Annotated in this window: 21 protein-coding genes; 10 read left to right on the top strand and 11 right to left on the bottom strand. The window is 44.7% G+C overall.

Annotation, left to right across the window (positions count from 1 at the left end):
- Nucleotides 1-146 precede the first annotated feature (146 nt).
- The 4 genes from CWC03_RS13170 to CWC03_RS13155 all read left to right on the top strand — a co-directional run bounded on the left by CWC03_RS13170 (nt 147) and on the right by CWC03_RS13155 (nt 3968).
- Nucleotides 147-350, top strand: a complete 204-nt coding sequence (locus tag CWC03_RS13170) for a GNAT family N-acetyltransferase (RefSeq protein WP_349304212.1) — start codon at nt 147-149, stop codon at nt 348-350.
- Between the two features lie 104 nt (nt 351-454).
- Nucleotides 455-874, top strand: a complete 420-nt coding sequence (locus CWC03_RS13165; RefSeq protein ID WP_128726531.1) for a hypothetical protein — start codon at nt 455-457, stop codon at nt 872-874.
- Nucleotides 875-1104: 230 nt separating this feature from the next.
- The gene (locus CWC03_RS13160) at nt 1105-2487 is read left to right on the top strand and encodes a Na+/H+ antiporter NhaC family protein (RefSeq protein ID WP_138582294.1); all 1383 of its coding nucleotides are present in this window, start codon (nt 1105-1107) and stop codon (nt 2485-2487) included.
- Nucleotides 2488-2621: 134 nt separating this feature from the next.
- Nucleotides 2622-3968 carry a DUF2254 domain-containing protein gene (locus CWC03_RS13155; protein ID WP_138582293.1) on the top strand — a complete coding sequence of 449 codons (1347 nt, stop codon included), beginning with the start codon at nt 2622-2624 and terminating at the stop codon, nt 3966-3968.
- Between the two features lie 12 nt (nt 3969-3980).
- Here CWC03_RS13155 and CWC03_RS13150 read toward each other — a convergent pair whose 3' ends face one another.
- The gene (locus tag CWC03_RS13150; protein WP_138582292.1) at nt 3981-4682 is read right to left on the bottom strand and encodes a hypothetical protein; all 702 of its coding nucleotides are present in this window, start codon (nt 4680-4682) and stop codon (nt 3981-3983) included.
- Between the two features lie 168 nt (nt 4683-4850).
- On the opposite strand from CWC03_RS13150, the gene CWC03_RS13145 reads away from it, so the two are divergent.
- The 3 genes from CWC03_RS13145 to CWC03_RS13135 all read left to right on the top strand — a co-directional run bounded on the left by CWC03_RS13145 (nt 4851) and on the right by CWC03_RS13135 (nt 7096).
- The gene (locus tag CWC03_RS13145) at nt 4851-5321 is read left to right on the top strand and encodes a GNAT family N-acetyltransferase (RefSeq protein ID WP_138582291.1); all 471 of its coding nucleotides are present in this window, start codon (nt 4851-4853) and stop codon (nt 5319-5321) included.
- A 129-nt stretch (nt 5322-5450) separates the two neighbouring features.
- Complete coding sequence (locus CWC03_RS13140) at nt 5451-6038, top strand: helix-turn-helix transcriptional regulator (RefSeq protein WP_138582290.1); 588 nt, start codon at nt 5451-5453, stop codon at nt 6036-6038.
- Nucleotides 6039-6205: 167 nt separating this feature from the next.
- Complete coding sequence (locus CWC03_RS13135; RefSeq protein ID WP_138582289.1) at nt 6206-7096, top strand: DUF1015 family protein; 891 nt, start codon at nt 6206-6208, stop codon at nt 7094-7096.
- A 22-nt stretch (nt 7097-7118) separates the two neighbouring features.
- Here CWC03_RS13135 and hisC read toward each other — a convergent pair whose 3' ends face one another.
- The 10 genes from hisC to CWC03_RS13085 form a co-directional block, all read right to left on the bottom strand.
- Nucleotides 7119-8231 (bottom strand): histidinol-phosphate transaminase, encoded by a 1113-nt coding sequence (gene hisC, locus CWC03_RS13130; protein WP_138582288.1) that lies wholly within the window; start codon nt 8229-8231, stop codon nt 7119-7121.
- Nucleotides 8228-9604 (bottom strand): MATE family efflux transporter, encoded by a 1377-nt coding sequence (locus CWC03_RS13125; RefSeq protein WP_138582287.1) that lies wholly within the window; start codon nt 9602-9604, stop codon nt 8228-8230. The genes hisC and CWC03_RS13125 overlap by 4 nt, the downstream gene beginning before the upstream one ends.
- Nucleotides 9598-10581 (bottom strand): ornithine cyclodeaminase, encoded by a 984-nt coding sequence (locus tag CWC03_RS13120; RefSeq protein ID WP_138582286.1) that lies wholly within the window; start codon nt 10579-10581, stop codon nt 9598-9600. Before CWC03_RS13120 ends, CWC03_RS13125 begins: the two co-directional genes overlap by 7 nt.
- 2 nt (nt 10582-10583) lie before the next feature.
- A complete protein-coding gene (locus CWC03_RS13115; RefSeq protein WP_045989797.1) occupies nt 10584-11642 on the bottom strand; it encodes a cysteine synthase family protein in 1059 nt (352 codons plus the stop codon).
- Between the two features lie 35 nt (nt 11643-11677).
- Nucleotides 11678-13012, bottom strand: a complete 1335-nt coding sequence (locus CWC03_RS13110) for an alanine racemase (protein WP_138582285.1) — start codon at nt 13010-13012, stop codon at nt 11678-11680.
- Nucleotides 13009-14478 carry a DUF3526 domain-containing protein gene (locus CWC03_RS13105; protein ID WP_138582284.1) on the bottom strand — a complete coding sequence of 490 codons (1470 nt, stop codon included), beginning with the start codon at nt 14476-14478 and terminating at the stop codon, nt 13009-13011. Before CWC03_RS13105 ends, CWC03_RS13110 begins: the two co-directional genes overlap by 4 nt.
- Nucleotides 14475-15875 (bottom strand): DUF3526 domain-containing protein, encoded by a 1401-nt coding sequence (locus CWC03_RS13100; RefSeq protein WP_138582283.1) that lies wholly within the window; start codon nt 15873-15875, stop codon nt 14475-14477. Before CWC03_RS13100 ends, CWC03_RS13105 begins: the two co-directional genes overlap by 4 nt.
- Complete coding sequence (locus tag CWC03_RS13095; protein WP_138582282.1) at nt 15875-16594, bottom strand: ABC transporter ATP-binding protein; 720 nt, start codon at nt 16592-16594, stop codon at nt 15875-15877. Before CWC03_RS13095 ends, CWC03_RS13100 begins: the two co-directional genes overlap by 1 nt.
- Nucleotides 16595-16603: 9 nt before the next feature.
- Complete coding sequence (locus CWC03_RS13090; protein WP_138582281.1) at nt 16604-18709, bottom strand: TonB-dependent siderophore receptor; 2106 nt, start codon at nt 18707-18709, stop codon at nt 16604-16606.
- A gap of 402 nt (nt 18710-19111) precedes the next feature.
- Complete coding sequence (locus CWC03_RS13085; protein WP_249314037.1) at nt 19112-20056, bottom strand: SGNH/GDSL hydrolase family protein; 945 nt, start codon at nt 20054-20056, stop codon at nt 19112-19114.
- Nucleotides 20057-20362: 306 nt separating this feature from the next.
- On the opposite strand from CWC03_RS13085, the gene CWC03_RS13080 reads away from it, so the two are divergent.
- The 3 genes from CWC03_RS13080 to CWC03_RS23645 form a co-directional block, all read left to right on the top strand.
- Entirely contained in the window at nt 20363-20752 is a 390-nt protein-coding gene (locus CWC03_RS13080; RefSeq protein ID WP_138582280.1) for an HIT family protein, read from the top strand.
- Nucleotides 20753-21040, top strand: coding sequence for a hypothetical protein (locus CWC03_RS13075; protein ID WP_138582279.1), 288 nt, complete (start codon nt 20753-20755; stop codon nt 21038-21040).
- 79 nt (nt 21041-21119) lie between these two features.
- Nucleotides 21120-21383, top strand: a 264-nt coding sequence (locus CWC03_RS23645) for a hypothetical protein (protein WP_212748151.1), incomplete at its 3' end; no start/stop codon positions are given.

Below are 21383 nucleotides of genomic sequence, written 5' to 3'. Positions count from 1 at the left end.
CTTAAAAATTTCTTATATAGAACAACTAAGTAGCAAAATTTTTGCCTTGCCTATATGGATGTAGGTACCTTGGCGATAGCAGGACGCGGTAGCGGTGTTATCGACAAGATTTTCTTGCCTCAAAATAGAGCACTTAATTCAGCAAATTGGTATTACTTCCTGAACAGCCGCCTAGTTCGTCGTTGTTTCTACATGACCTAGTTGTTTCACAAGCCGTATCTGGGCAGGGAATTGGTGCCTTGATGATTAAACACTTAGTTGAGTTGGCGAACCAAATGGGGTACTGTCGCATTCGGCTCGTGGCTGTACAAAATAGCGTAGGGTTTTGGCTTTGTTCCAAAGCCAATTAAGATATGCAAAAGTTATGGTGAAGATGCGCAGCTGATGGAAATGAAAGTGTAAGGTGCGCCAGCTAAGGTTGGGAGTCATGAAAGTAGCCATACGGTAATTTAAGATGATTAAAAAAATAGTAATTATATTCTCGCTGCTGTTTGCATCTAGTCACGGCAGTGCCGATGAATTAAAGCCATTCACAAGCGATGGCTGTAGTGCATTTCCTGATGGTACTTTGGCACAAAATGAACTGTGGTTGAGCTGTTGCACGGCACACGACCTTGCCTACTGGAAAGGTGGTACCGCTATAGAGCGCGAAAATGCCGACATTGCCTTGCAAAAGTGTGTTGCTGCGGTAGGTCAAGAAGAAGTGGCAACCTTGATGTTAGCGGGTGTGCGACTTGGTGGGTTGCCTTATTTTCCTACGCCATTTCGTTGGGGCTACGGGTGGTCTTATCCTAGACGCTACGCCGAATTGACCGCTGAAGAGATAGAGCAAGTAAATAAGCACATGGCAAAACTAGCATTAGATAAAAAATAAATTGACGCAAAGTCAAATTCTGTATATTTTCTCCGCGATGTTTCAATGAGGGCCATACAGTCAACTCGTCAACCCAATATTAGGCAGATCCTCACATGCATTAAGTGCCTGTGATTTTAACCTTTTGTTCTGAATTTGGGAAACGGATAAGACTGCATCAATCGCTGTTTATAGCTGACGCTGCGTCCCTTTTTTCCGCTGCTCAAATTCCTTTGATTTGGGAAGTTCGCATGGCTGAGCCAAGTGCAATTAGCATCATTCCCCCAGTCGTCGTATTGACGCTTGCAATTATCTTACGTCGTCCTATCTTGTCCCTTGTTTTAGGGGCGCTTGTAGGACTCGCATTGTTAGACCCTGCCACCGTGTTGGCAAATTTTGCTGATGCTTCGCTAAAAGTGATGGGCGATGAAACTATCGGCTGGCTTATTCTAGTGTGTGGTACGTTTGGAGCTTTGATAGCGCTGTTGGTGCACACGGGCGGTGCCTTAGCATTTGGACGTAATGCACTGAAAATGGCAAAAGGGCCAAAGTCGTCTTTGCTTATGACCTATTTTTTAGGTGTGATCATTTTTATTGATGACTATCTTAATGCGCTGACGGTTGGTGAGACGATGCGTCGTGTTACCGATAAGTTTAAGATTTCTAGGGAAATGCTTGCCTATGTAGTGGATTCAACCGCTGCGCCTATCTGTGTTTTAGTACCACTTTCGACTTGGGCGGTGTTCTTTGGTGGTTTGTTGGTTGATAACGGTGTCGCGGGAGAAGGACAGGGGGTCAGTACCTATATTCAGGCAATTCCATATATGCTGTATGCTTGGGTGGCCGTAATTATGGTGCCACTGGTGATACTTGGTATTGTGCCACTATTCGGCCCAATGAAAAAAGCAGAGCTTGCAGCTAAACAAGGACAACCTGCGCTTGAACAGGTTGATTTGGAAGAAGTACATACACCGGATCACTATGCTGCAAAAGCCATTGAGCAGGAGTTTGAACAAGCCGACACTCAAGGTAAACTGGTTAACTTTTTGGTGCCTATTGGTTTGCTGGTGGCGTTTACGGTGTATTTTGACATTGATGTATGGAAAGGCTTGTTAGCGACTTTGGCAGTAACCATGCCATTTTATATGGTGCAAAGGTTGATGCCGCTTGCAGACATGCTTGAGCAAATGATCAATGGTTTCAAATGCATGCTACCCGCGATAGGAACGGTTATCGCCGCATTTATCTTTAAGGATGTGTGCGATCAGCTGCTATTGCCACAATATGTGATAAATGTGCTGAGTCCTTATATGACGGCCGGTTTGCTGCCTGCGATGGTGTTTTTATCTATGGCTATTTTGGCCTTTGCAACAGGCTCGAGTTGGGGGATCTTCGCCGTGACTATTCCTATCGTGATGCCATTGGCCGTTGCTGTAGATGCTAATATTCCTCTGGTGATAGGCGCATTGTTATCGGCATCATCATTTGGAAGTCAGGCATGTTTCTACTCGGATTCTACGGTATTGGCAGCCCAAGGCTCAGATTGTAACTTAGTCAGTCACGCCATCACTCAGCTACCTTATGCGTTGATTGCGGCTGCGATTGCCTTTGTTGGCTTCTTGATCATTGCATAATCGCAAGTAGGTTTTTAGGGTTAGTTCTGCTAACCCTTCAAAGCTAACTTCCCAAAATACTTGCTGTTTTACTTACTCTATTGCATAAGCCTTGCTAGGCTATATAACCAGACTCTCAAAGTGTAAGGATAGTAATGTTCACACCTCGCAAGTTGGCCGAAAATTATCGCGAACTGATAAGTAGTATCGGTTTCTACCCCTCTTTACTTGCAGTTGCATTTTTTGTTTTCGCGCTCATAACCACGGCACTTGAATATGCAGCTCCTATCAATAGCTTTAAAGAGCTTATAGCGATTGTACTGGTCGACAGTGAAGAGAATGCACGAACCATCTTAAGCACGCTCGTGGGGAGTATCATCTCATTGACGGTATTTAGCTTTTCAATGGTGATGATTGTGCTGAATAATGCCAGTGCAGGGTTGTCACCTAGAGTACTGCCGGGCCTTATCACCAGAAAGTCGCACCAGCTGGTATTGGGGTTTTATCTCGGGAGTATCATTTATGCCATCATTATGCTGATAAACATTCGTGGCGTGGGCAATGGTGAAACAGGGATCCCTGCGTTAGGGGTTTTATTTTCGCTGGTGTTTGGATTGATCTCTTTAGGCTTTTTTGTGTTTTTTATCCATTCAATCTCCCGCGCCATACAGGTCGATAATGTGCTAAATGACCTGTTCAACAATACCAAAAATGAGATGAAGAATATTATCATCAAACAGCAAGAGCAGCCTTTTGATAACTTTCCTGACTTCTCAAGTTGGCATAACCTACCCAGCACAGAAGAGGGGTATTTTAAGGGAGTACACAGTGACAAACTGTGTGCGTTGTGTGAGCAACATGACTTAAAAATATATATTGCAGTTAAACAAGGGTTTTTTACCGTTAAAGGCTACCCGTTTCTTAAGTGCAACAAGGATCTTAGCGAAGATGAGGCACTACATGATGCGTTACTTAGCTGTTTTATTTTTTATGTTGAAGAGTACATCAGCGACCATTATCGCTATGGCTTAACACAAATCTCGGAGATTGCAGTGAAGGCCATGAGCCCAGGCATTAATGACCCCGGTACTGCGGTAAAGGCGATTGATATGCTGAGTATTTTACTTATCCAGCGTTTGGATATTTGCGATGTGAACTACTCCTTTAAACACGCTAAAAATGAGCCGCTTTTATATATTCACGAAGCATCTTTTGATGAATTACTGCATGATAATTTTACTCCGATAAGAAACTATGCAAAGACCGATGGCTATGTCATGGTTAATGTGTTGGAAGCGTTTAAAAATATACTGTTTCGCTCAAGTGCGGATCTACACGCGACGGAAAGTTTGTTTAATTACCTAGAGGCCATCATCGACGATGTGCGTAATACCATCACTAACCCGTTTGACCGTCAACGGATCATTGAAATGCTCGAGGCCATTGAGAAAATCAATGGCGACAAAGGAGAAGCGCTTATTACACAATTTACACGAGAATAAGCGTGAACCTTTTTAATTCAGCGCAAGCTTAGCAAGACCGGCGGCAATGGCAGAAAGAGAGAGTAGTCTCAGTAAAATGATAGCAATATCAGAGCTGCCGCCTGCAGACGTATTTCGATAAACTAAGGGATAGTCAAAGAATATAAACAAGTAGAGTAAGTCGAAAAAACCGATCCGGGTGCCATTGAGTTCTACTTTTGTACCATCTTTTAATAAGATTTCGGCAAAGCATAAATTGGCCGTGGTTTTTATTCTTCCGCCTTTGCGGTCGTTCAATAGCAAGTAATGAAAGGTGATTTCAGTAATGTCTTCTCTAGCAATTTTTTGCGTACCAGTTACCTTTGTTTTTATCGCTTTGGGCGAAATGGTTAATTGGTTTTTCGACACGTCCATCACCCATTGAGAGCCAAAGCCAAATTTTTTGTACAGCATGACTCTTTTAGTAAAGAAAATAATTAAAAATGCGATTAAACAAGCAGGAAAAGCAATATAGCGTGGGTACTCACCATCAATAAACGACGCTGTAATCGCCAAGGCAAAGACGAGTAATGCAAATAAAAACTCAGCCCCACCGGAAAGCATGCCCAGCGCTGCGATAGATTTGAGTGACACTCGCGACTCATCGTTCAACTCATTTTTGTTTTTTAGAGTCACATATTTGAACCATACTTTATCCGTGAGTGATAAATCGAGTGTGTGTTTAGCTAACGACATAGGGCACTTCCTTGGTAGTAATAAAAGCAATTATCCTGATCTCTTTATATCGCATTTTCATTAAAATTGGAACTTTTTCAACTGGTTGCGTTGTATTTTAACCAAGAGGTTGATACTTTTTTAATCTTCAATTGGTAAAGTTATGGGAACGCTTGGGAAACCGAAAATATGATCCAGAAATTAAACAATCGCGATGAGTTGGTGGCGATAGAGATTTTCAATGTGTTTCAACGCTCATACAAAGTAGAAGCAGAGTTAATTGGGGCGAGTTATTTTCCGCCTTTATCTCGAACGGTAGAAGATATATGCAGCGCGACGACTCACTTTTATGGATATTTTGAAAATCAAAATCTTGCCGCAGTCATTGAAATTGTCATTGTTGAGAAAATGCTAAAAATAGATAGCCTGACTGTCGATCCCAGTTATTTTCGCAAAGGGATTGCGGGTAAATTACTGAATTTTGCTTTAACGGAGTTTGATGCTGCAAAAGTGATTGTTGAAACTGCGACCGCAAATGCACCTGCGATAAAATTGTATAATAAGCATGGTTTTGTTGAGTCTAAACGTTGGTTGCCCGCACATGGCATTGAGAAAGTAGCACTGGCGGTGGATGTTTGTAGCCAGTACTCAAAATATTAGTAAGTTCGTTCTTCCCAATAAATTTATCTATGTATGTCATAGTGTTGGCATATCAATGACGCCTAGATGACGCAATAATAAGGAAGATCTCCAGTTATAGTTTCACCAATGATATAGAGGAGATCAAAAATGGAAATGCAAATAAATAAACAACTTATAAAATCGAAAAGAGTAGAGCGGGCGTGGAGTCAATCCGAATTGGCACAGGTTTCTGGGCTAAGTCTGCGAACCATACAACGTATCGAAAAGTCAGGGACGGCATCGCTCGAGTCGATAAAAGCACTTGCAGCGGTTTATGAAGTTAAGGTGATAGAAATTCAAAATCAGCCTAAGCCAAAAGGTGCCAAATTAACACGCAAAGCTGCGGCATTTTTTGCTGGTACTGCTGTGATGGCTGCAAGTGTTTTTACCTTAACGGCGTCAGCTAAGCCCGTGATGGTTGACCTTATGCTAACCTCTCAGGGACAAACGCTGGCTGATATTCAGGTTTTGAATGAAGAAGGCGCATTCAGCGAGATTGTATTTTCAGATAAGCTAAAAATTCGCCTCACCTCAAAAATTGAGCAAGAAAACCAAGTGAAAATAGTGACAGAAATCTACAGCTTATCTTCTGAGGGTCAAGTCCTTATCGCTGCCCCTAGTGTTACGGTTCAACATCAAAAACAGGCTGAAGTACACTTTGATGGTTATCAGCTCTCGTTGTCACCAAATCTGTAATGCAAAAAGCTCAGTAAGTTAGAGCAAACTTACTGATTTTTTTTTTCTGATTATTGAGACAAAGACATAACCACATTAAACAAGTCGGTATAAATTGTCATGTAAACTTGATGTTACCCAATGCTTGGTATGTTATATTGTATCTAAATTGGTGCAAGGTTTATTTTATGATCACAATAACGGATGGACCACTTCATCTTTACCAAGTGGAGCAAGGTGGTATTTTAGTTACAGGCATTTTGACCGAGCTCGACGTTTCAGCGGTACCTGAGCAAGCAATTCTGCCTCACGAGTCGGTTTCGGTTACTCATGCTATGGCGCTGAAAAAGCGTGTTCAGAGCGAGAAGTTGCTGTTACCCCCATGTCTTTTGGTCGGAAAACTTGACTTGGATGAGGTGCGATGGCAAGCGGAATGTGTTGAAACTGCGCAGTGGTACAGTGATTGCGGTGAGTGTACTCATCGCCTCTATGCTGTTGAAAATCGTCACGTGCTACAAGAATTCAGGCAACAAGTCTCAATACACCAACAATGGTTAATTGCTGATGGACATCACAGGATGTTTGCTGCTTGCCAACGTCATGCGCCCCAATCTCGGATGATGGCATGGTTAGTTCCACAGCAAGATGCGGTGATAACGAGTTTCGCGGTGCAGGCATCTTACACACAAGCTGTAGATGTGACTAAACTCAAACAACACCTGAGCGATTTTGATATCTGTGAATCCTCGGAGACTGAGGCCGATTATACTATTTGGTTGGGGAAAGCAGCTTTATGTTTTGCTCTCCAACGCGCGATAAGCGATTCTTATCTTATTCAGACCCAGTTGCGCAGAGCACTGCAGGCACTGCCAGCGTTTGAGGAGCTGTGGTCTAAAAATAAAATTGAGCTAAGTGATGACGCTCATGTTGTAACCGCAATCTGTCGCGCTCCCAAAATTGAAGACATCTTTGCTGCTGCCAAAGCAGGCAAGTACTTTCCAGAAAAGTCGACCTTATTTACTCATAAGGCCGACAGCCAAGTACTTTACCATTTAAATCAGCAGGCAGCTTGTGCTTAAAAGCCCTCGTAGAGGGCGATACTTACAACTGTTTAAATGCTTCAAGCACCCTCAGGTTTTGCTCTGGCAGTCCAATGCTTACTCTCACAAAATGATCAAAACCTGATTCCAGCCAAGGTTTTATCATTATTCCTTGTTGCAGCAGCAAAGATGCGACATGCGCAGACGGCTGCTTGACATCAATAAATAAAAAGTTGGCTAGACTCGGTGCGACAAAATAACCCTGCTCAGTGAGAGCGGCGCTGAGTTTTTCCCTTTCGCGATTCGTTTGTGTGACCGTGTCTGCCAAATATGAGGGATCTTGTAGTACCGCGATCGCTGCAAGTTGTGCTAGTCGATTTACATTATAAGGTGTACGTACGCGGTGCAGATAATCCGCCAATTGGGCATTTGCCATTACGCCGTAACCCACTCTAAGTCCTGCAAGACCATAGGCTTTGGAAAAAGTTCGTAACACTGCGTAGGGACGAGGCTGTGTTTGAAGTAGCGTTAAGCTGTCAACAAACTGTTCATGACCTTGTGCATATTCGCAGTATGCTTCATCAATGACGATAACCGTATTGAGCGGACAAGCATCAATAAGGCGCTGCAAATTATTGGCATCAAACGTACAACCTATAGGGTTGGATGGGTTAGCAAGCATCAGCATTTTTAAGTCTGGGTGATGTGCGATAGCATCGAGCCAATCATCAATTCGATAGGACAAATCGCTTTGCATCGGCACCTCTAGTACCTTTGCCCCCATCATATTGGCGTAAATCCCATGAAGCGCAAAGGTAGGCTTAGCCACTAACACTTTATCACCTCGACTGAGAAAGGTTTTGCAGAGCATTGAGAGTACATCCTCAGAGCCATTGCCGAGTACAACTTGTTCTCTGGCAACGTTAAGTTTAGTAGCCAGCTGCTCGTTTAGCGCTGTGCATTGGCTGTCTGGATAGCAGCTAGTGGTATGCAGCTGTGCTTTAAAAGCATTAAGCGCTGCAGGACTTGGCCCTAAAGGGTTTTCATTCACTGAGAGGTTTATCATATTGGGGTGGAGATTACGCGCTGCTGCTTGCTCAATGGTTTGTCCCGCACCATAGGGCGGTAGTGCAATGACTTCCTTGCGGGCTGGGTTTGGCATTGTCGTTGTCATGCGTTTTGCTCCTTGAGTGATGTGGGCTCAAGCAAACGATTAGCCCTATGATTAAAAAGCCAGATCTCAGATAGCGCTGTGACCGCAAGGCCTAACATTAAGGCGTACCAAACGCCTAAAATCCCCAAAGAGAAAAACTCTTGAAATAACCACGCACCGGGAAGACCAATACACCAATAACCAATTAAAGACAGCATTAGGGTGCTTTTAACATCGCCAAGTCCACGCAGGATACCGAGCCCGATATTTTGCCATGCGTCAAAAAATTGCAAAAAGGCAGCAATAACGAGTAGCTCTATGGCAATAACAACGACGTCGGAGTTTTGTAATTCTTCTGCACTTAAAAATGGCAGCAGTACAAATTCGGGTACGAATAAATAGATTAAGGCGAAAACAGACATGACCGCTGCACCGCAAATAATGCCCAAATTGCCGATGCGTTTCGCATGGTGAAAGTCCCCCGCAGCGTTAGCTTCGCTGATGTAAATAGAACAAGCAGATGAAATGCCGGCAGATACCATAAATACGATGTACACCATTTGGCTTACCACGTTGTGGGCGGCTAACGCATTAACGCCGAGTGTTGCCACAAATAACGCAAGCACGGTGAAAAACCCAGCTTCAAGTCCGTAAGTTGCGCCAATTGGTACGCCCATTTTCCATGTTTTGCTAAGTGCTTCGCGGTCGGTTTGCCAAAACTTTATAGTGAGGTAGGGGCTGAGTACGTCATCGCGCTTGGCAAATAGTATAAACAGCAGAAACGATAAATACAGCACGATGCACGTGGCTGCCGCAACCCCCACAAACCCGAGTTGTGGTAGACCAAATTGACCAAAAATCAGGCCATAATTGAGCACGATAGTGAGTACAACAGATACACCCGTTATCAACATCAATGGTCCTGGCCTTTTCAATCCAACACTAAAATGCCGTACGCTTTGAAACCAAAAACAAGGTAATAGGCCCAAAGCGACAACGGTTAAATATTGTGTCGTCAAATTTGCTATCGACTCGGAGGTACCGATAAATCTTAAAAATGGCTCTATGGCAAACATCGCGGCGGCAAATAGTAGACCCAAAAATGTTCCGATAAGCATGCTGGCGTTAAAAAGAGGAGTGATCTGATCTAGTTTAGCCTTGCCGATTGCATCAGACACCAAATTACCCGTTGCCGTGACTACGCCCGTTCCCATGGTTCTAAATTGATTAAAAATACCAATGGCGAGGCCGCCAGCAGCCAGTTCTAATGGGCTCAACATACCGAGCATGATGAGATCTATTGTTGCAATTGCCACGTAAAGCAGATTGGTTAGAATAAGCGGCCCTGCAAGCTTGCTTACTTTAAAAATATCGGCGCGCGCTGAAGCTACCATAGCGTTACTTCCTCCACGTTTTCTTGCGTGATGGCAAAGTCCGCAACGGCTCGTCCGAGCGCCACGTCAGTAATGATCATACCGCTGTTATAGACAAAAATAATTTCATCAGGGTGGGTTCGTGCTGGCTTCTCACCGTTGAGTATTTCAGTCAACGTCGCATCAACAGCGGGTAGTTTACCGTCCTCGTCTAATAAATCGTCTCCAGTGACTTGCATTTGTTCTGCATCCGTTGTGAGCAATCTATCAGCTTGGTGTAGCACTGATTTTTCGATTCCATAGCCAACTAAAATCACCACAGCGCCGGGTTTCAGCCATTCATATTTTATGTTCTCTTTGGCGGATAATCCTGTAACGGCAAGGATCACATCGGCTTGCCTTACCGAAGCTTCTAAGTCCTGTGATACCGCAACTTGTCGCTGTGGATGATGCTCCTTTAGTTTTTGCTGAACCGCTTCCAAACCTACTTGATAGCTGCCGTGGACGGTTAGGTGTGTGAGTTGTGGTAATGCCGTGACGAGCATAGGTAAAGCGATTTGCCCTTGAACACCTGTGCCTACAACCAACGCATTTTTGGCATCTGAATGAATGGCATACTTTGCAAACAAGGCGGAGGTGGCTGATGTGCGCATAGGGCCTAGTTCTTTTACATCCATTAGGGCCACAGGGTGGCCTGTGGCATCATCGCAAAGGAAGATAAAAGAGTAAAACTGATATTGGTTACGGCTTCTGTCAGGATCGTATTCGTAGACTACCTTAAACCCTACGGTATTACTTGCTGCATCTCGGCCAGCCATACTATAGGCAATGGAGCGGCCATCTTGTGGCGTCATAATCACTTTGAGTGGGTTGGCAGAGTCAGGGTGATGCAGTGAGCGAAAGGCATTTTCCACTACCTCAATGACTTTACTATAGGGAAAATCAAGTTGCGCCAACCGGGCTTCATTTAGTATCGGCAGAACAGTTTGTTGGGTCATGGTTAGGCTCTCGCGGCAGGTTTATATTGCGTTAATAGGTCATCGAGCTCTTGCTCGATGTTAATGTCGATAAGGTCGTGTTTTGCCATCCAATCATCATTGAATACGGTATCGAGATATTTCTCGCCACCGTCACAAACGAGTACCACAAATAAGCTATCGGCGGGGGCGGTTTTTAACGCCTGTAGCGCTTCGTATATAACCCCACCTGCCGAGCCACCGACCATTAGGGCGTAGTGCTTGGCAAGGTACCTGGCGGTATTAAACGCTTGTTTGTCAGATACTTTTACGCCTTTGTCGATGAGTTCATACTCAATAACTGGCCCTATCTCAGCGCCTTCGGGCGTCCCCGTTCCTGATTGATGATAATTCAGTCCTGGCCCACCAAAAATCACAGAACCCACAGGTTCAACTCCAATCGTTGTGAGTTGATGACAACCTAAATCCCGCAGAGCCCTTGTGGTGCCGCATAGCGACCCACCCGTGCCAACCGCACCGACAAGGTGGGTAATGTGTTCACCAAGTTCATAAAAGACCTCTTGCGCAAGTCCTGTATAACCGCGGCTATTGGCAAAATTATTGTGCTGGGCGGTCCAAAATGCGCCTTGTTCTTGTGCCAGCTTTGCGGCCATCGCATCGCGAATATCAGTCGATAAGCTGTCGTCTCCGGCTTCGCTAACACAGATCACCTCCGCGCCAAAAGCTTTCATATTGCTGATTTTCTCTTTTGCCGCATGGTTATCCACAAGAGCGGTAAAGCGATAGCCACGCTCCGCTGCAAGCAGCGCAAGACCAACGCCAGTATTGCCAGAGGTTGACTCAACGACCCAGCCCCCCGGCTTCAGTTGGCCACTGGCTTCTGCTTCATCTAACATAGACTTCGCCATTCGGATCTTCGCGCTACCTGTGGGGTTAAACTGCTCAAGTTTAAGATACAGTTTGCTACCGTTTGGTAGACTTAAAAACTGCATGAGTGGTGTATTACCAATGCTTTGCGATACCCTTAAATAAGGGGTTAGGTGCAATGTTGAGGCGAGCGAATGCTGCGCATTTATGTTCATAAATAGGCTCCTTTACGTTGTGTTGTCGGGTATTTTTAGCTAAGTAATTGCCAAGAAAGTCTTTTGTTCTCCCACGTTACGGCGATTTTTCGTGGCAATGGCATAGAGTGAAACTCGGATTCATTTGAATCCATTTGATATCCTGCAGTGTTGAGGTAAACCACCAAGTCATCGCGTTGTGGTAGTTGCGAAAAGGGAATAAATCGCCAGCTTAGCATATCGCTATCTAGGCAGGTGGCACCACCAAAGGCCACGCGATATGCGCCTTGTTTGCGGTGTGAATGTGCCGTGAGTAACAACGGGCTCGGCAAGTATTCGCTTTCAAACCATTGTTCTGACAGCGATAAGCTTGAGCCCGAAAGTGTAGCGATATGGCAGTCTGATGTGCCTAGGTACGGCTTTGTCCCTTGCACTTTAAACAAGCTAATGCCAGCCTCATCGAGTAGAGCGCGCCCAGGCTCCAGCATCAGTGTAAGGCTTCTTTGGCGTAATGCAGCTAGTGCGGTTTGTCCATGCGCGTTTTTCACTGCCAAAATGGCGTGTAAGGTATCCGCAGGGCTTTGCATATTATGGTAGGGGTAAAATCCTGCAAAAGTTTTACCTGCAAAAAAGCATTCAAAATCTAAGGCTTGTTGCCACTGTTCATTTTGCAGGTAGGAGACGGGCAGACCACCGCCAATATTCACTTTTGACGGTGACAGCCCCATTTGCTTGGCCTCGTCTATTGCGCTGACTAAAGTATGGATGCTCTCGCCACGTGCTTGTGGGCAGTACCCGCTTAAGTGGCAGCTAAATCCTTCTAAGCTTACCCACTCGTTGTATTCTCTGCACTGGGCTAATAGCGGCGTAAGCTGGCACAGTGAACTGCCAAAGCGTGAGGCTTTAGTTGGTTGTGTTTGTAAGCGCAGTAGCACTCGCGCTGGGCGCTTTCGCTGGCGGGCCAGTGTAATGATGGAGCTTAACTCAGCACTTGAATCAATGGCGACAAGTGCTTGATGCACAAGTGCTAAGTTAAGTAGTGCATCTGATTTATGCGGACCAGATACGCCAATTTTTACACCTTGAATACCACCGCTTAGGGCAAGTTCGAACTCTTGCACACTAGCCACGTCTGTTCCTATATCGTGATTAGACGCGACTTGAGTAAAACATTGGGCTTTGTTGGCTTTTTTGGCAAAATAAATCTCATGCTCAAGCCCGAGCGTTATAAAGCTGGCTTGCAGGGTTTCGATATTTTCCGCAAAACGCTGAGGAAACACTAAATGTAGCGGCGCTCCCAATGCTGCCGCCCATTCAAATAATTTGGCTTGGTGCTCCGCGAGCAGACTTTGTGTTTGCGGATGCAATTTTGCAGTGAAGGCATCACTCATACGACTAACACCTCTTTGTTGTTTGCACTGTCTAACTTGTTGACACGGCGTTTTGCTATAACGAGCAGGCCAGCGGCCAGTAGCAGCAACCAAATTAGTGGCGTGTAATTGTTCACTGGTGTGGCAAAGTCACTGTTAAATTGAGGAATATCAGCTAAGTCCGTGAGCGTTGGCTTTGCGCTACAACCCTCACAAGGTGCAAAATCTCCTTTTTGATTGGCTTTGGCGATTTCGCTGGCAAAGAAACGTTGTAGCGCTTGATGATGAGCTTCAACTTCCGCCATAAAGGCGTGATGACGTGCTAATCCATTGCCCGCTAAATCAACCAGTAGTGTTTGTGCGATGAGTGCGGGGGAGAGATACTGTAGCTTTTGTGCATTATGTTGCTGTGCTTGTTGCGCAGTTAAAAAGCGTACATCTTGGGCTTCCATTGCGCGTTCAACAGAATTAATGGTGGCGATTTTCTTGGTTGCGTAATCGCTGGCACCACTGCCATTTTTCGCAAGCTCTGGATGATCTTGAAAATACTGAGCTAAGGTCTTTTCACTCGCTTTTTGGGCATCGTCACTAGCGGCACGTAGGCTATCTATATAGTGAATTCGTGAAGGGGTTGGGTCAAGCAAAGCGATGCTGGTATTGACCAAAGCTGGAACCACAATCACCAAGGCAAGCCAACAGGTGACTAAGGTAGCTGCGTTGTTTGCTGCACTTTTGGCTCTGCTATTTACCCAAGCGGTTAAGGCAATCCAAAATCCAGAATAACATAGTGCGATAAGGTTATAACTCAGCAGTTCAATCACCCCTAGCTGCTCTCGTATTGTGACTAAAAGCAGGCTGCTAATACTTAAAAATGGCAGCACAATTAGCGCACTTCGTAGCAATAATTGATAGGTCAGAAGACGGGTTGCACTGCCTCCTTGAAGCATCTGTAGTCTTAGCTGTCCACCTTGGCGTTCACTTGCCAAGGCATTAAAGCAAATGCCAATAATGAGCAATGGCAGTAAGTAGACAATCACAAAGCTTAAATCGAACTGACCTAACAACAGAGATAGTGGGTGAACATAATCATATTGATGAACGATGTGCTGCTTCTCTTTGATTAGCATCTTAAAATAGTAAGGTAATACGTCCGCTTGCCCTGTGGCGATTGGCGACGTTGCAAGCGGGGCTTTGGTGGCGTAATTTTGCATTAAGTAAAAAGCCTGCCCGCGGAGGTCGTATGGGTCTTCCCACCACTTATAGTCTGCTGTACTGGCGAGCCTTTCGGGTAATCGAGCTTTGGCATCTTGGATCGCCTGTTGCTGCATTTGCTGTGCGGCAAGTACCACGTCATGCTGTTTTTTAGCAAAGTAATGGGCGTTCAGAAATGCTACTAGCGCAAGCACGCTGGTGGTCAAAAGCAGCGCGAAGACGAGTTTTTCTCGCCAGAGGTTTTTAAACTCAGTAACTAACATTAAGCGTTTCATCTTTGCTCCTCCAAGCGCAGCTTTTTAATCGCGAAGAAACTCAATAACACCAGAGCAATCAACCAAAAGCTCAGGCTAAACAGGCTAATAACGTAGTGAGGCAGGTAACGAACGAAATTGGGGTATTGGAATGCGAACTTTGGGATCTGCTGCCATAATTCCTCGCCCGCGGTGTAATGTCCGTCCGCCTTGTGACCGTGATCTCTTTGATTAAAGTTAAGCACCTCTTGCATCATACGGCGGTGCTGCTCTGCCGCATTCTCAAATGCTTGCTGGTGGGTAAAGTCGCTGGCGGCGGTGGCCATCGACAGCGTTTGTATCGCGATAAACGGCGTTAACATCCCTGCAAGTTGATAGCTTTGCGATTGCGCTTCTAGTTGAGCTAAACGTGCTGAAAATAAGCGGTCAAAGATTTTGTCAGCGTATTGTTCACCAAATTGGAGTTGTGCTCCGGCATAATCAAAGGGCAAGTCTTCCACATTGCCGACACCATATTGAGTCAATGTTTGCTGTTTGAATTGTGCTATTGCTTCAACTCGTGCTTCGGTATAAACCTCACTTTCAAGCTTAGCTTGAAACGCTTGACCTGAACCTTGCGGGTGAATGGTGGTCGCGATATTCATCGCCAGTTTTGGCAGTAAAAGTGTTGTAAAGGCCCAAATAGTTAATAGCGCTACCAATGCGCGCCTTGCCGTTGGGAGTAAACTTGAAAGCGTGGTGGTGAGTAACGACCAAAGCAATAGGTAAACCAAATAAAATAGTAAAAATAGCCCACTTCTGAGTGTATGAGGCTCCGCATTAGTTACTTGGCTATAAAGTAAAAAAAGCGCAACAGGCAATAAAAATAAGCAAGATATAACAAAAAGCAGAGCACACTTGGCGATAAACAACTTAGCTGGGCTTGCGCCCGATGCGAGTAGTTGTTTTAAGGTGCCTTGCTCACGTTCTCGGGCAAGCAGTGGGTAGCCAATTAATATAATCAATAGCGGCAGTAACACTTGCAGTACAAAGGCGGGTGATAAGCTGCCAAAGCGTGACATTGGCAAGCTATCTTGCGCACTTCTAAACATACTATCGTTACGAATATGGGCTTCAAGCCTCAACACATTTCCTTGGTATGCTTGTAATCCCGCGTCAAGTGCAGCCAGTGGGGTGGTGGGTTTGACCACATAAATACCGTAGTGGGCGGCAGAGTGGGGACCTTTTTCACCTTGATTTAGCCAGCGTAATTGCTCTGACTGGGACACTTCAGTAACGGCTTGCTGATAGCTTTGGTGGCTTTTAAAACCCGTCAAGCAGGCAAGCAAGAGCAGTAATATTGCAATGCCTCCAAGCCAAAGCGCTTGTCCCTGCCGCTTGGTATCGAGCCATTCCTTTTTTAATGTCGTTTGAAACATCAGACACCCACCTTGATATGTTTGAGGTAAACGGATTCAAGTTGGACTTCTTGCAGTTGTTCATAGACTAAGGTGTCGACTAATTGCCCTTGATTGATTATTGCCACGCGATGGGCATCTTCTTGAGCACGGTATAAGTCGTGGGTCGCCATTAAAATCGCGACGCCTTGCTTTGCCAATGACTGAATGAGCTGGCTAAATTCGTGGCTGGCTGAAGGATCAAGTCCTGATGTGGGCTCATCTAAGATTAATGCCTTAGCTTGTTTTGCAAGGGCAATGGCTATTCCCACTTTTTGTCGCATTCCTTTTGAATAGGTTGCAACGGGTTTGTCTACAGCGTGACTTGGCAGTTTTACTTCACTGAGCAGTGTGCGAAAGGCCTCGTCGGTCTTGTCTATGCTAGCCATTTTGCTGAAATATGCGAGGTTCTCAATTCCGCTAAGTCGCGGATAGAGCGCGACTTGTTCAGGAATATAAGCCAGTTGCTGCCTTGCTGTTACTACGTCGTGCTGTGGGTTAATTCCAGCGATGGTGATTTCCCCTGCATCCGGCTGTAAAAAGCCCAGTAAGCAATTAATCGTGGTGGTTTTACCCGCCCCATTTGGGCCTAGTAGCGCTAGAATTTCACCTTGATGTACGCTCAAGCTTAGTCCCTGTAACGCTTGGTATTCACCAAAGCGTTTTTGCAGGTTATTGATTTGAATAACAGGTGTAGTCATGAATTATCCTTAAAAGCTCACGCTTAATGAGGCGATAAAGGTTCGGCCACGACCGGGAGCGACTCCCCAATCTATGCCTTTGGCACCGCCAGATAGCCAATACTCTTTGTCGAACAGGTTTTCGGCTTTGAGTCGCAGCGTGGTATTGATGTCAGTAAAATGGTATTTCGCGCCTAAATCGAAGCGCGTGTAGGCTGGTAATTTTAGGGTGTTATTGACGTTTTGTTCGCGCTCACCAACATGGAAAATACCCGCATTGATGCTTAACGCCTCCCAAAATGGCAGCTGATAGTCGACATAGAGATTCGCTTGAAATTCAGGCACATTGGCTGGGGTGTTGCCATTAAGCGCGGGCTCGCCGTCAAGCTTATCTAAGCTCGGGTCCATCAAGGTAATGGATGCTACGGTTGCAAGGCCGTGAGTAAATGAACCACTGGCATTGAGCTCAATACCTTTATGTGACTGGACACCGTCTTGCACGAAATAGTTAGTAATGTGATTGTGGTACTCCAACATTTTTTCTATTTCGAAAATGGCCATCGAATAGTTCATGGTGTCCGTTTGGTATTTTATGCCAGCTTCAATTTGTTCACTTTCTTGAGGGCCGAGTGATTCGCCCTCGTTTATTGCACCGCTGCCGATGACTGCAACACCACCTTCTCCCGCGCCTTCTGAGTAACTGGCGTAAAACGCGAGTTGATCACTTGGGTTGTAGTTAAGACCTATGATGGGAGTATTAAAAGTTCGGTCGTCTAGCGTGGTTTTAGTTTGGCCAGGTAGAGTTTGCTCCTTTTTGTATTGAATATGACGCAGCCCTAAGGTGGCATAGAATACATCGTTAAAGTGCAAGGTATCCGTGATGAACAACGCGCTTTCAGAGGCTTCAGTTTTAGTTGGTTCTGGATAATCAGGGAACTGCGGTTTACTGCTATGAATTGGATTGAAAATATTGCCAACGGGGTTGGTTAACTCAAACCAGCGGCCATCCTTCGACTCATAATCACGAATACTAACGCCAACGACTAGCTCATGTTCAACTGCAGCGGTGGTAAGTTGACCGCTGATAAAACTATGTGCCGAGAGCGTGTCATACGTTTCATCTGGGGTAATGTGGATAGCAGCAGACAGCACATTGCCTTGTGTATCAACCGAGTAGATATCGGGAAAAACGGTAAACCTATCATTACCAGAAAGCGCAGCTTGGTTTACCCATTGCCACGTGTCGTTCAACCAAAAATCAGCACGTGCGGCAAGGTTATATGACTCGGTTTCATACTTTGCCCAAGGTTGTCCGAGCAATACATCACTGGTGTCGACATAGGGCGGCAATATTTTACGGTCAGGATCATTGGGGGCGCTGGCAAGTCCTATCAAAGGCTGTGATACGGTGCTTTTGTCTTGGTAATCGCCATCTAATCGGATAAATAGGCGATCTGAGACTTGCCAATCCAGTGCTGCACTAAAGAAATAGCGCTCTAAGTCATCACCACCGGTAAAGTCACCGTTTTTCTCTGCTGCTGCATTAATACGATAGCCGAGCGTTTGCTCGTCGGAAATTGGTCCACCGAGATCGATGTGTAAATACTTTCCTCCACGGCTACGTACTTCTGTTGTGACATCCAAAAAGGCGTCCATGGTTGGGCGCTTAGTCACATAGTTGATAGTACCGCCAGGGTTGTTAAATCCTGATACGAGACTTGATGGGCCTTTAACGATATCAATGCGTTGAATATTCTCTAGCGGTACATCTTGATAGGGGGCAAGCGCTAAACCGTCGCGTCTTAGACCGTTGGTCCAATCGAGTTGAAAGCCACGCAGACTCACAAAGTCGAAAACCGTACCAATTGAGGTATTTTGAACAGAAGCATCGTTGGCAAGGACTTCGCCTAGCGTTTTTACTCTTTGATTGCTGATCAGTTCTTCAGAAAATGATTGAATAGAAATAGGAAGAAGCTGCGGATCTTTCATCCCCAATGCCGAAGCGTTCACGTCTCTCGTGCTGTAAAGAGGCGCGCGAGTGCCATGTACGTTAATTGTTTCAATGGATTGTTCGGCAACACTAAGTGAAGAATATAGACTACTAAGCACGCTAACTGTCAGGAGTGACCTTGTCATTTTGTTATTCCAACTGCAAAAACGAATGTGAAAAGAACCATCATTTGTTCGACACAAATGATTATTTTTAAAAATGTTATAACGTAACGATCTTAATCATGTTTTTACGTGTTTGAAAAGAGGGAAGTTATTGCCAAAAGGTTATCTTTCGAACTTTTTATTGTGATAAATGAAATTAATGCGGGCGTTCAAAGTAACAACATTGCGTGTTGATAAAAGTGTAAATTCTAATTAGTGTGATATTTAAAAATAAAAATCGTTCTCATTAATTTATTTCTAAAACGAGTGAGTTGATTTTTTGTTGTGAATTTTTGTATAAAAAACAATGTGAAAGTTTGTAAATGGATTGCATGTTATTCAGTACATCGAGTTTAATCTCACTGAATAACGCCGAACATATACTTAGAGAAGTGTTTGCTGCTTGATAAAGGTAACGAGTTTCTCGGCAATGTCTTGATGTTCAGAAGCGGTTGGATGCCCCATACAGCCTTCTAATGGTGAGTCGAACGTATGACTGTATAGTTTACTGATATCTTGCTGATTAAGCCTTACAATTGCATCGTGTGTTGCTGGAATAATGAAGTTATATGGATGTGCTGGACGAGGCATGTAGATAATGGGGACCGCAGGATATCTTGCACGCAGCTGTTTGGTGAAAACAACCATTGTTTCTACCCACTGCGTTTTGACTTCGTCAATGGTTTTCCAAGGCTCGGCAGGGGTTGGATCGGTACTAAAGTCATTGGTGCCTACTTCAATGACGATAAGCTGTGGGAACTTGTCTGTAAAGTCAGTGTTGTCGGTAAATACTGCTGACATTTTGTCATAGTAGCTACGCAGCGTATGATATGGCTGATTGCCACCCCAATTTCGAATTAAGCCTAAACCTGAGTACGAAACTTGGGTAAAACTGGCACCCAACTGTTGCGCGCTCATATATGGAAATGCTTTACGCGCGTTACTTAAATTAAGAATTTCACTCCATTCACACTGTCTTTGGGTGGACTCACTGCCAAAACCCGCGCTAATAGAATCGCCAATAAATAAGATATGAGGCTGTGACTGCTGGATTGAGTCTAATTTTCCGTCCACATCAACACTTAGGATCTGGGTGTTGTGTTCGTAGTGCTCCCAGCGTTTAACGAGTTCTATTGTGACGGTTTCTGACTTTGAACTTTCAAATAGTGTGAAGGTCTCAGCAACACCATTGGCGTTGGTCTTTAGCTTTTTTGTAAATTTGCCATCAATCAATATATCGAATTGATCGCCATAGCCCATCAACTCGATATGAAAGGCATGGCCAGTGAGCTTGGTATGCAGCTGGCTACCCGGCCAGTTAAAACTCACACTGCCATCGGCATAGTTTTTACTGACGCGCCCTTACATAATGAATCGCATGATGGGTCGCTGCGTGATTTGCGGCACTGGCTACACTTCCAGAAGCTAATAAAGCCACCATAACTAACGTTTTTAACATGTTGTATTCCTTGTAGGGTTATTCATTGAACAATGTAACTGGTTTAAATGTGTTGTGAGTGAATTTAGGCTTGAAAATTATTCATTTAACAAAGGAGAAAATAGAATATATCACTGGCAGGAAGAGGGTTGCTCAGGTACATTACGGAATACAATCAGGTTAAGGAGAGGTAGCTGATGACGATTGTAGAGCAGATAGTTGCTAGAGATATTGAAGCGGTTATCGTATATGAATCAAAACAGGTGATTGCGTTTGCCGATCATGACCCCATAAATTTTGGCCATATCTTAATTTGCCCCAAATCCCCTTATGAAACACTCCTTCAGGTCCCAGAATCCATACTGGCTGAAATCCACCGCGTTGCGCGTGACCTTTATGTGCGAATTGAGCGTAAATTTTCCCCAGATGGGATTACGTTGGTGCAAAACAACGGGCACTTTAACGAACTGAGCCACTATCACCTGCATATTTTCCCCCGCTATAAGCGAGATAGTTTTGCGTTTGGACGTGATGAACTCAATATTAAACCTCAAGAGGTTTTGCGTACCTCACTTGAGGGGTTATAGATGCTCGGGGAAGTATTAATCAAGGTTGTTATAACGCTATTGCTTTGTATGTCACTCGTCTGGACTTTGTTGCCTTGGGCGTTTGGATTATTAAATTTCCAAAAGAAACATGGCGACCCACTCTACAAAATTGGCCGAGTGTGCTGGTGGGTAATGGTTACTATGCATCCCGTATTTGCTATTGGTATTTGGTTTTTCGATGCCAGTTTAAGTAAGTTAATATTTAGCCTAGCTGCAATGCATTTCTTTTTTGGGATAACGTTTGCCAGAAATGTAAGCACGCAATAAATCAAAAGGTCATAAGTGAAGATTACCATCAATGCTATTCAGGGCGAGGATGAGAATGCCATTGAAAGGATAGGGCCTGTTGATCTTTCAAGTTTGTTTTTGCAGCAGTTTGATTGGTATTTATACAAGGCAGAGCCAGCGTAGCATAGTCATTCTATGTAAGTCTGGCGATAACACAGTAGAAATGCCAATCAAGCGCTGCCCTTTGGGTTCATCTGAGTGCGCTTTGTTCATTGTTGCTCAACTTTTGCCTAGATTACTAGGCGGCAAGTCGAGCGTCGCGACCAAAACCCACTCAGAAGAACAAAAATCAAACAGCAAAGGTCAACAGGCCCTAGTAATT

This window comes from Pseudoalteromonas sp. S2755 (genome assembly GCF_005886535.1).
Classification (GTDB): domain Bacteria; phylum Pseudomonadota; class Gammaproteobacteria; order Enterobacterales; family Alteromonadaceae; genus Pseudoalteromonas.
This window is presented reverse-complemented; position numbering and strand designations above follow the sequence as displayed.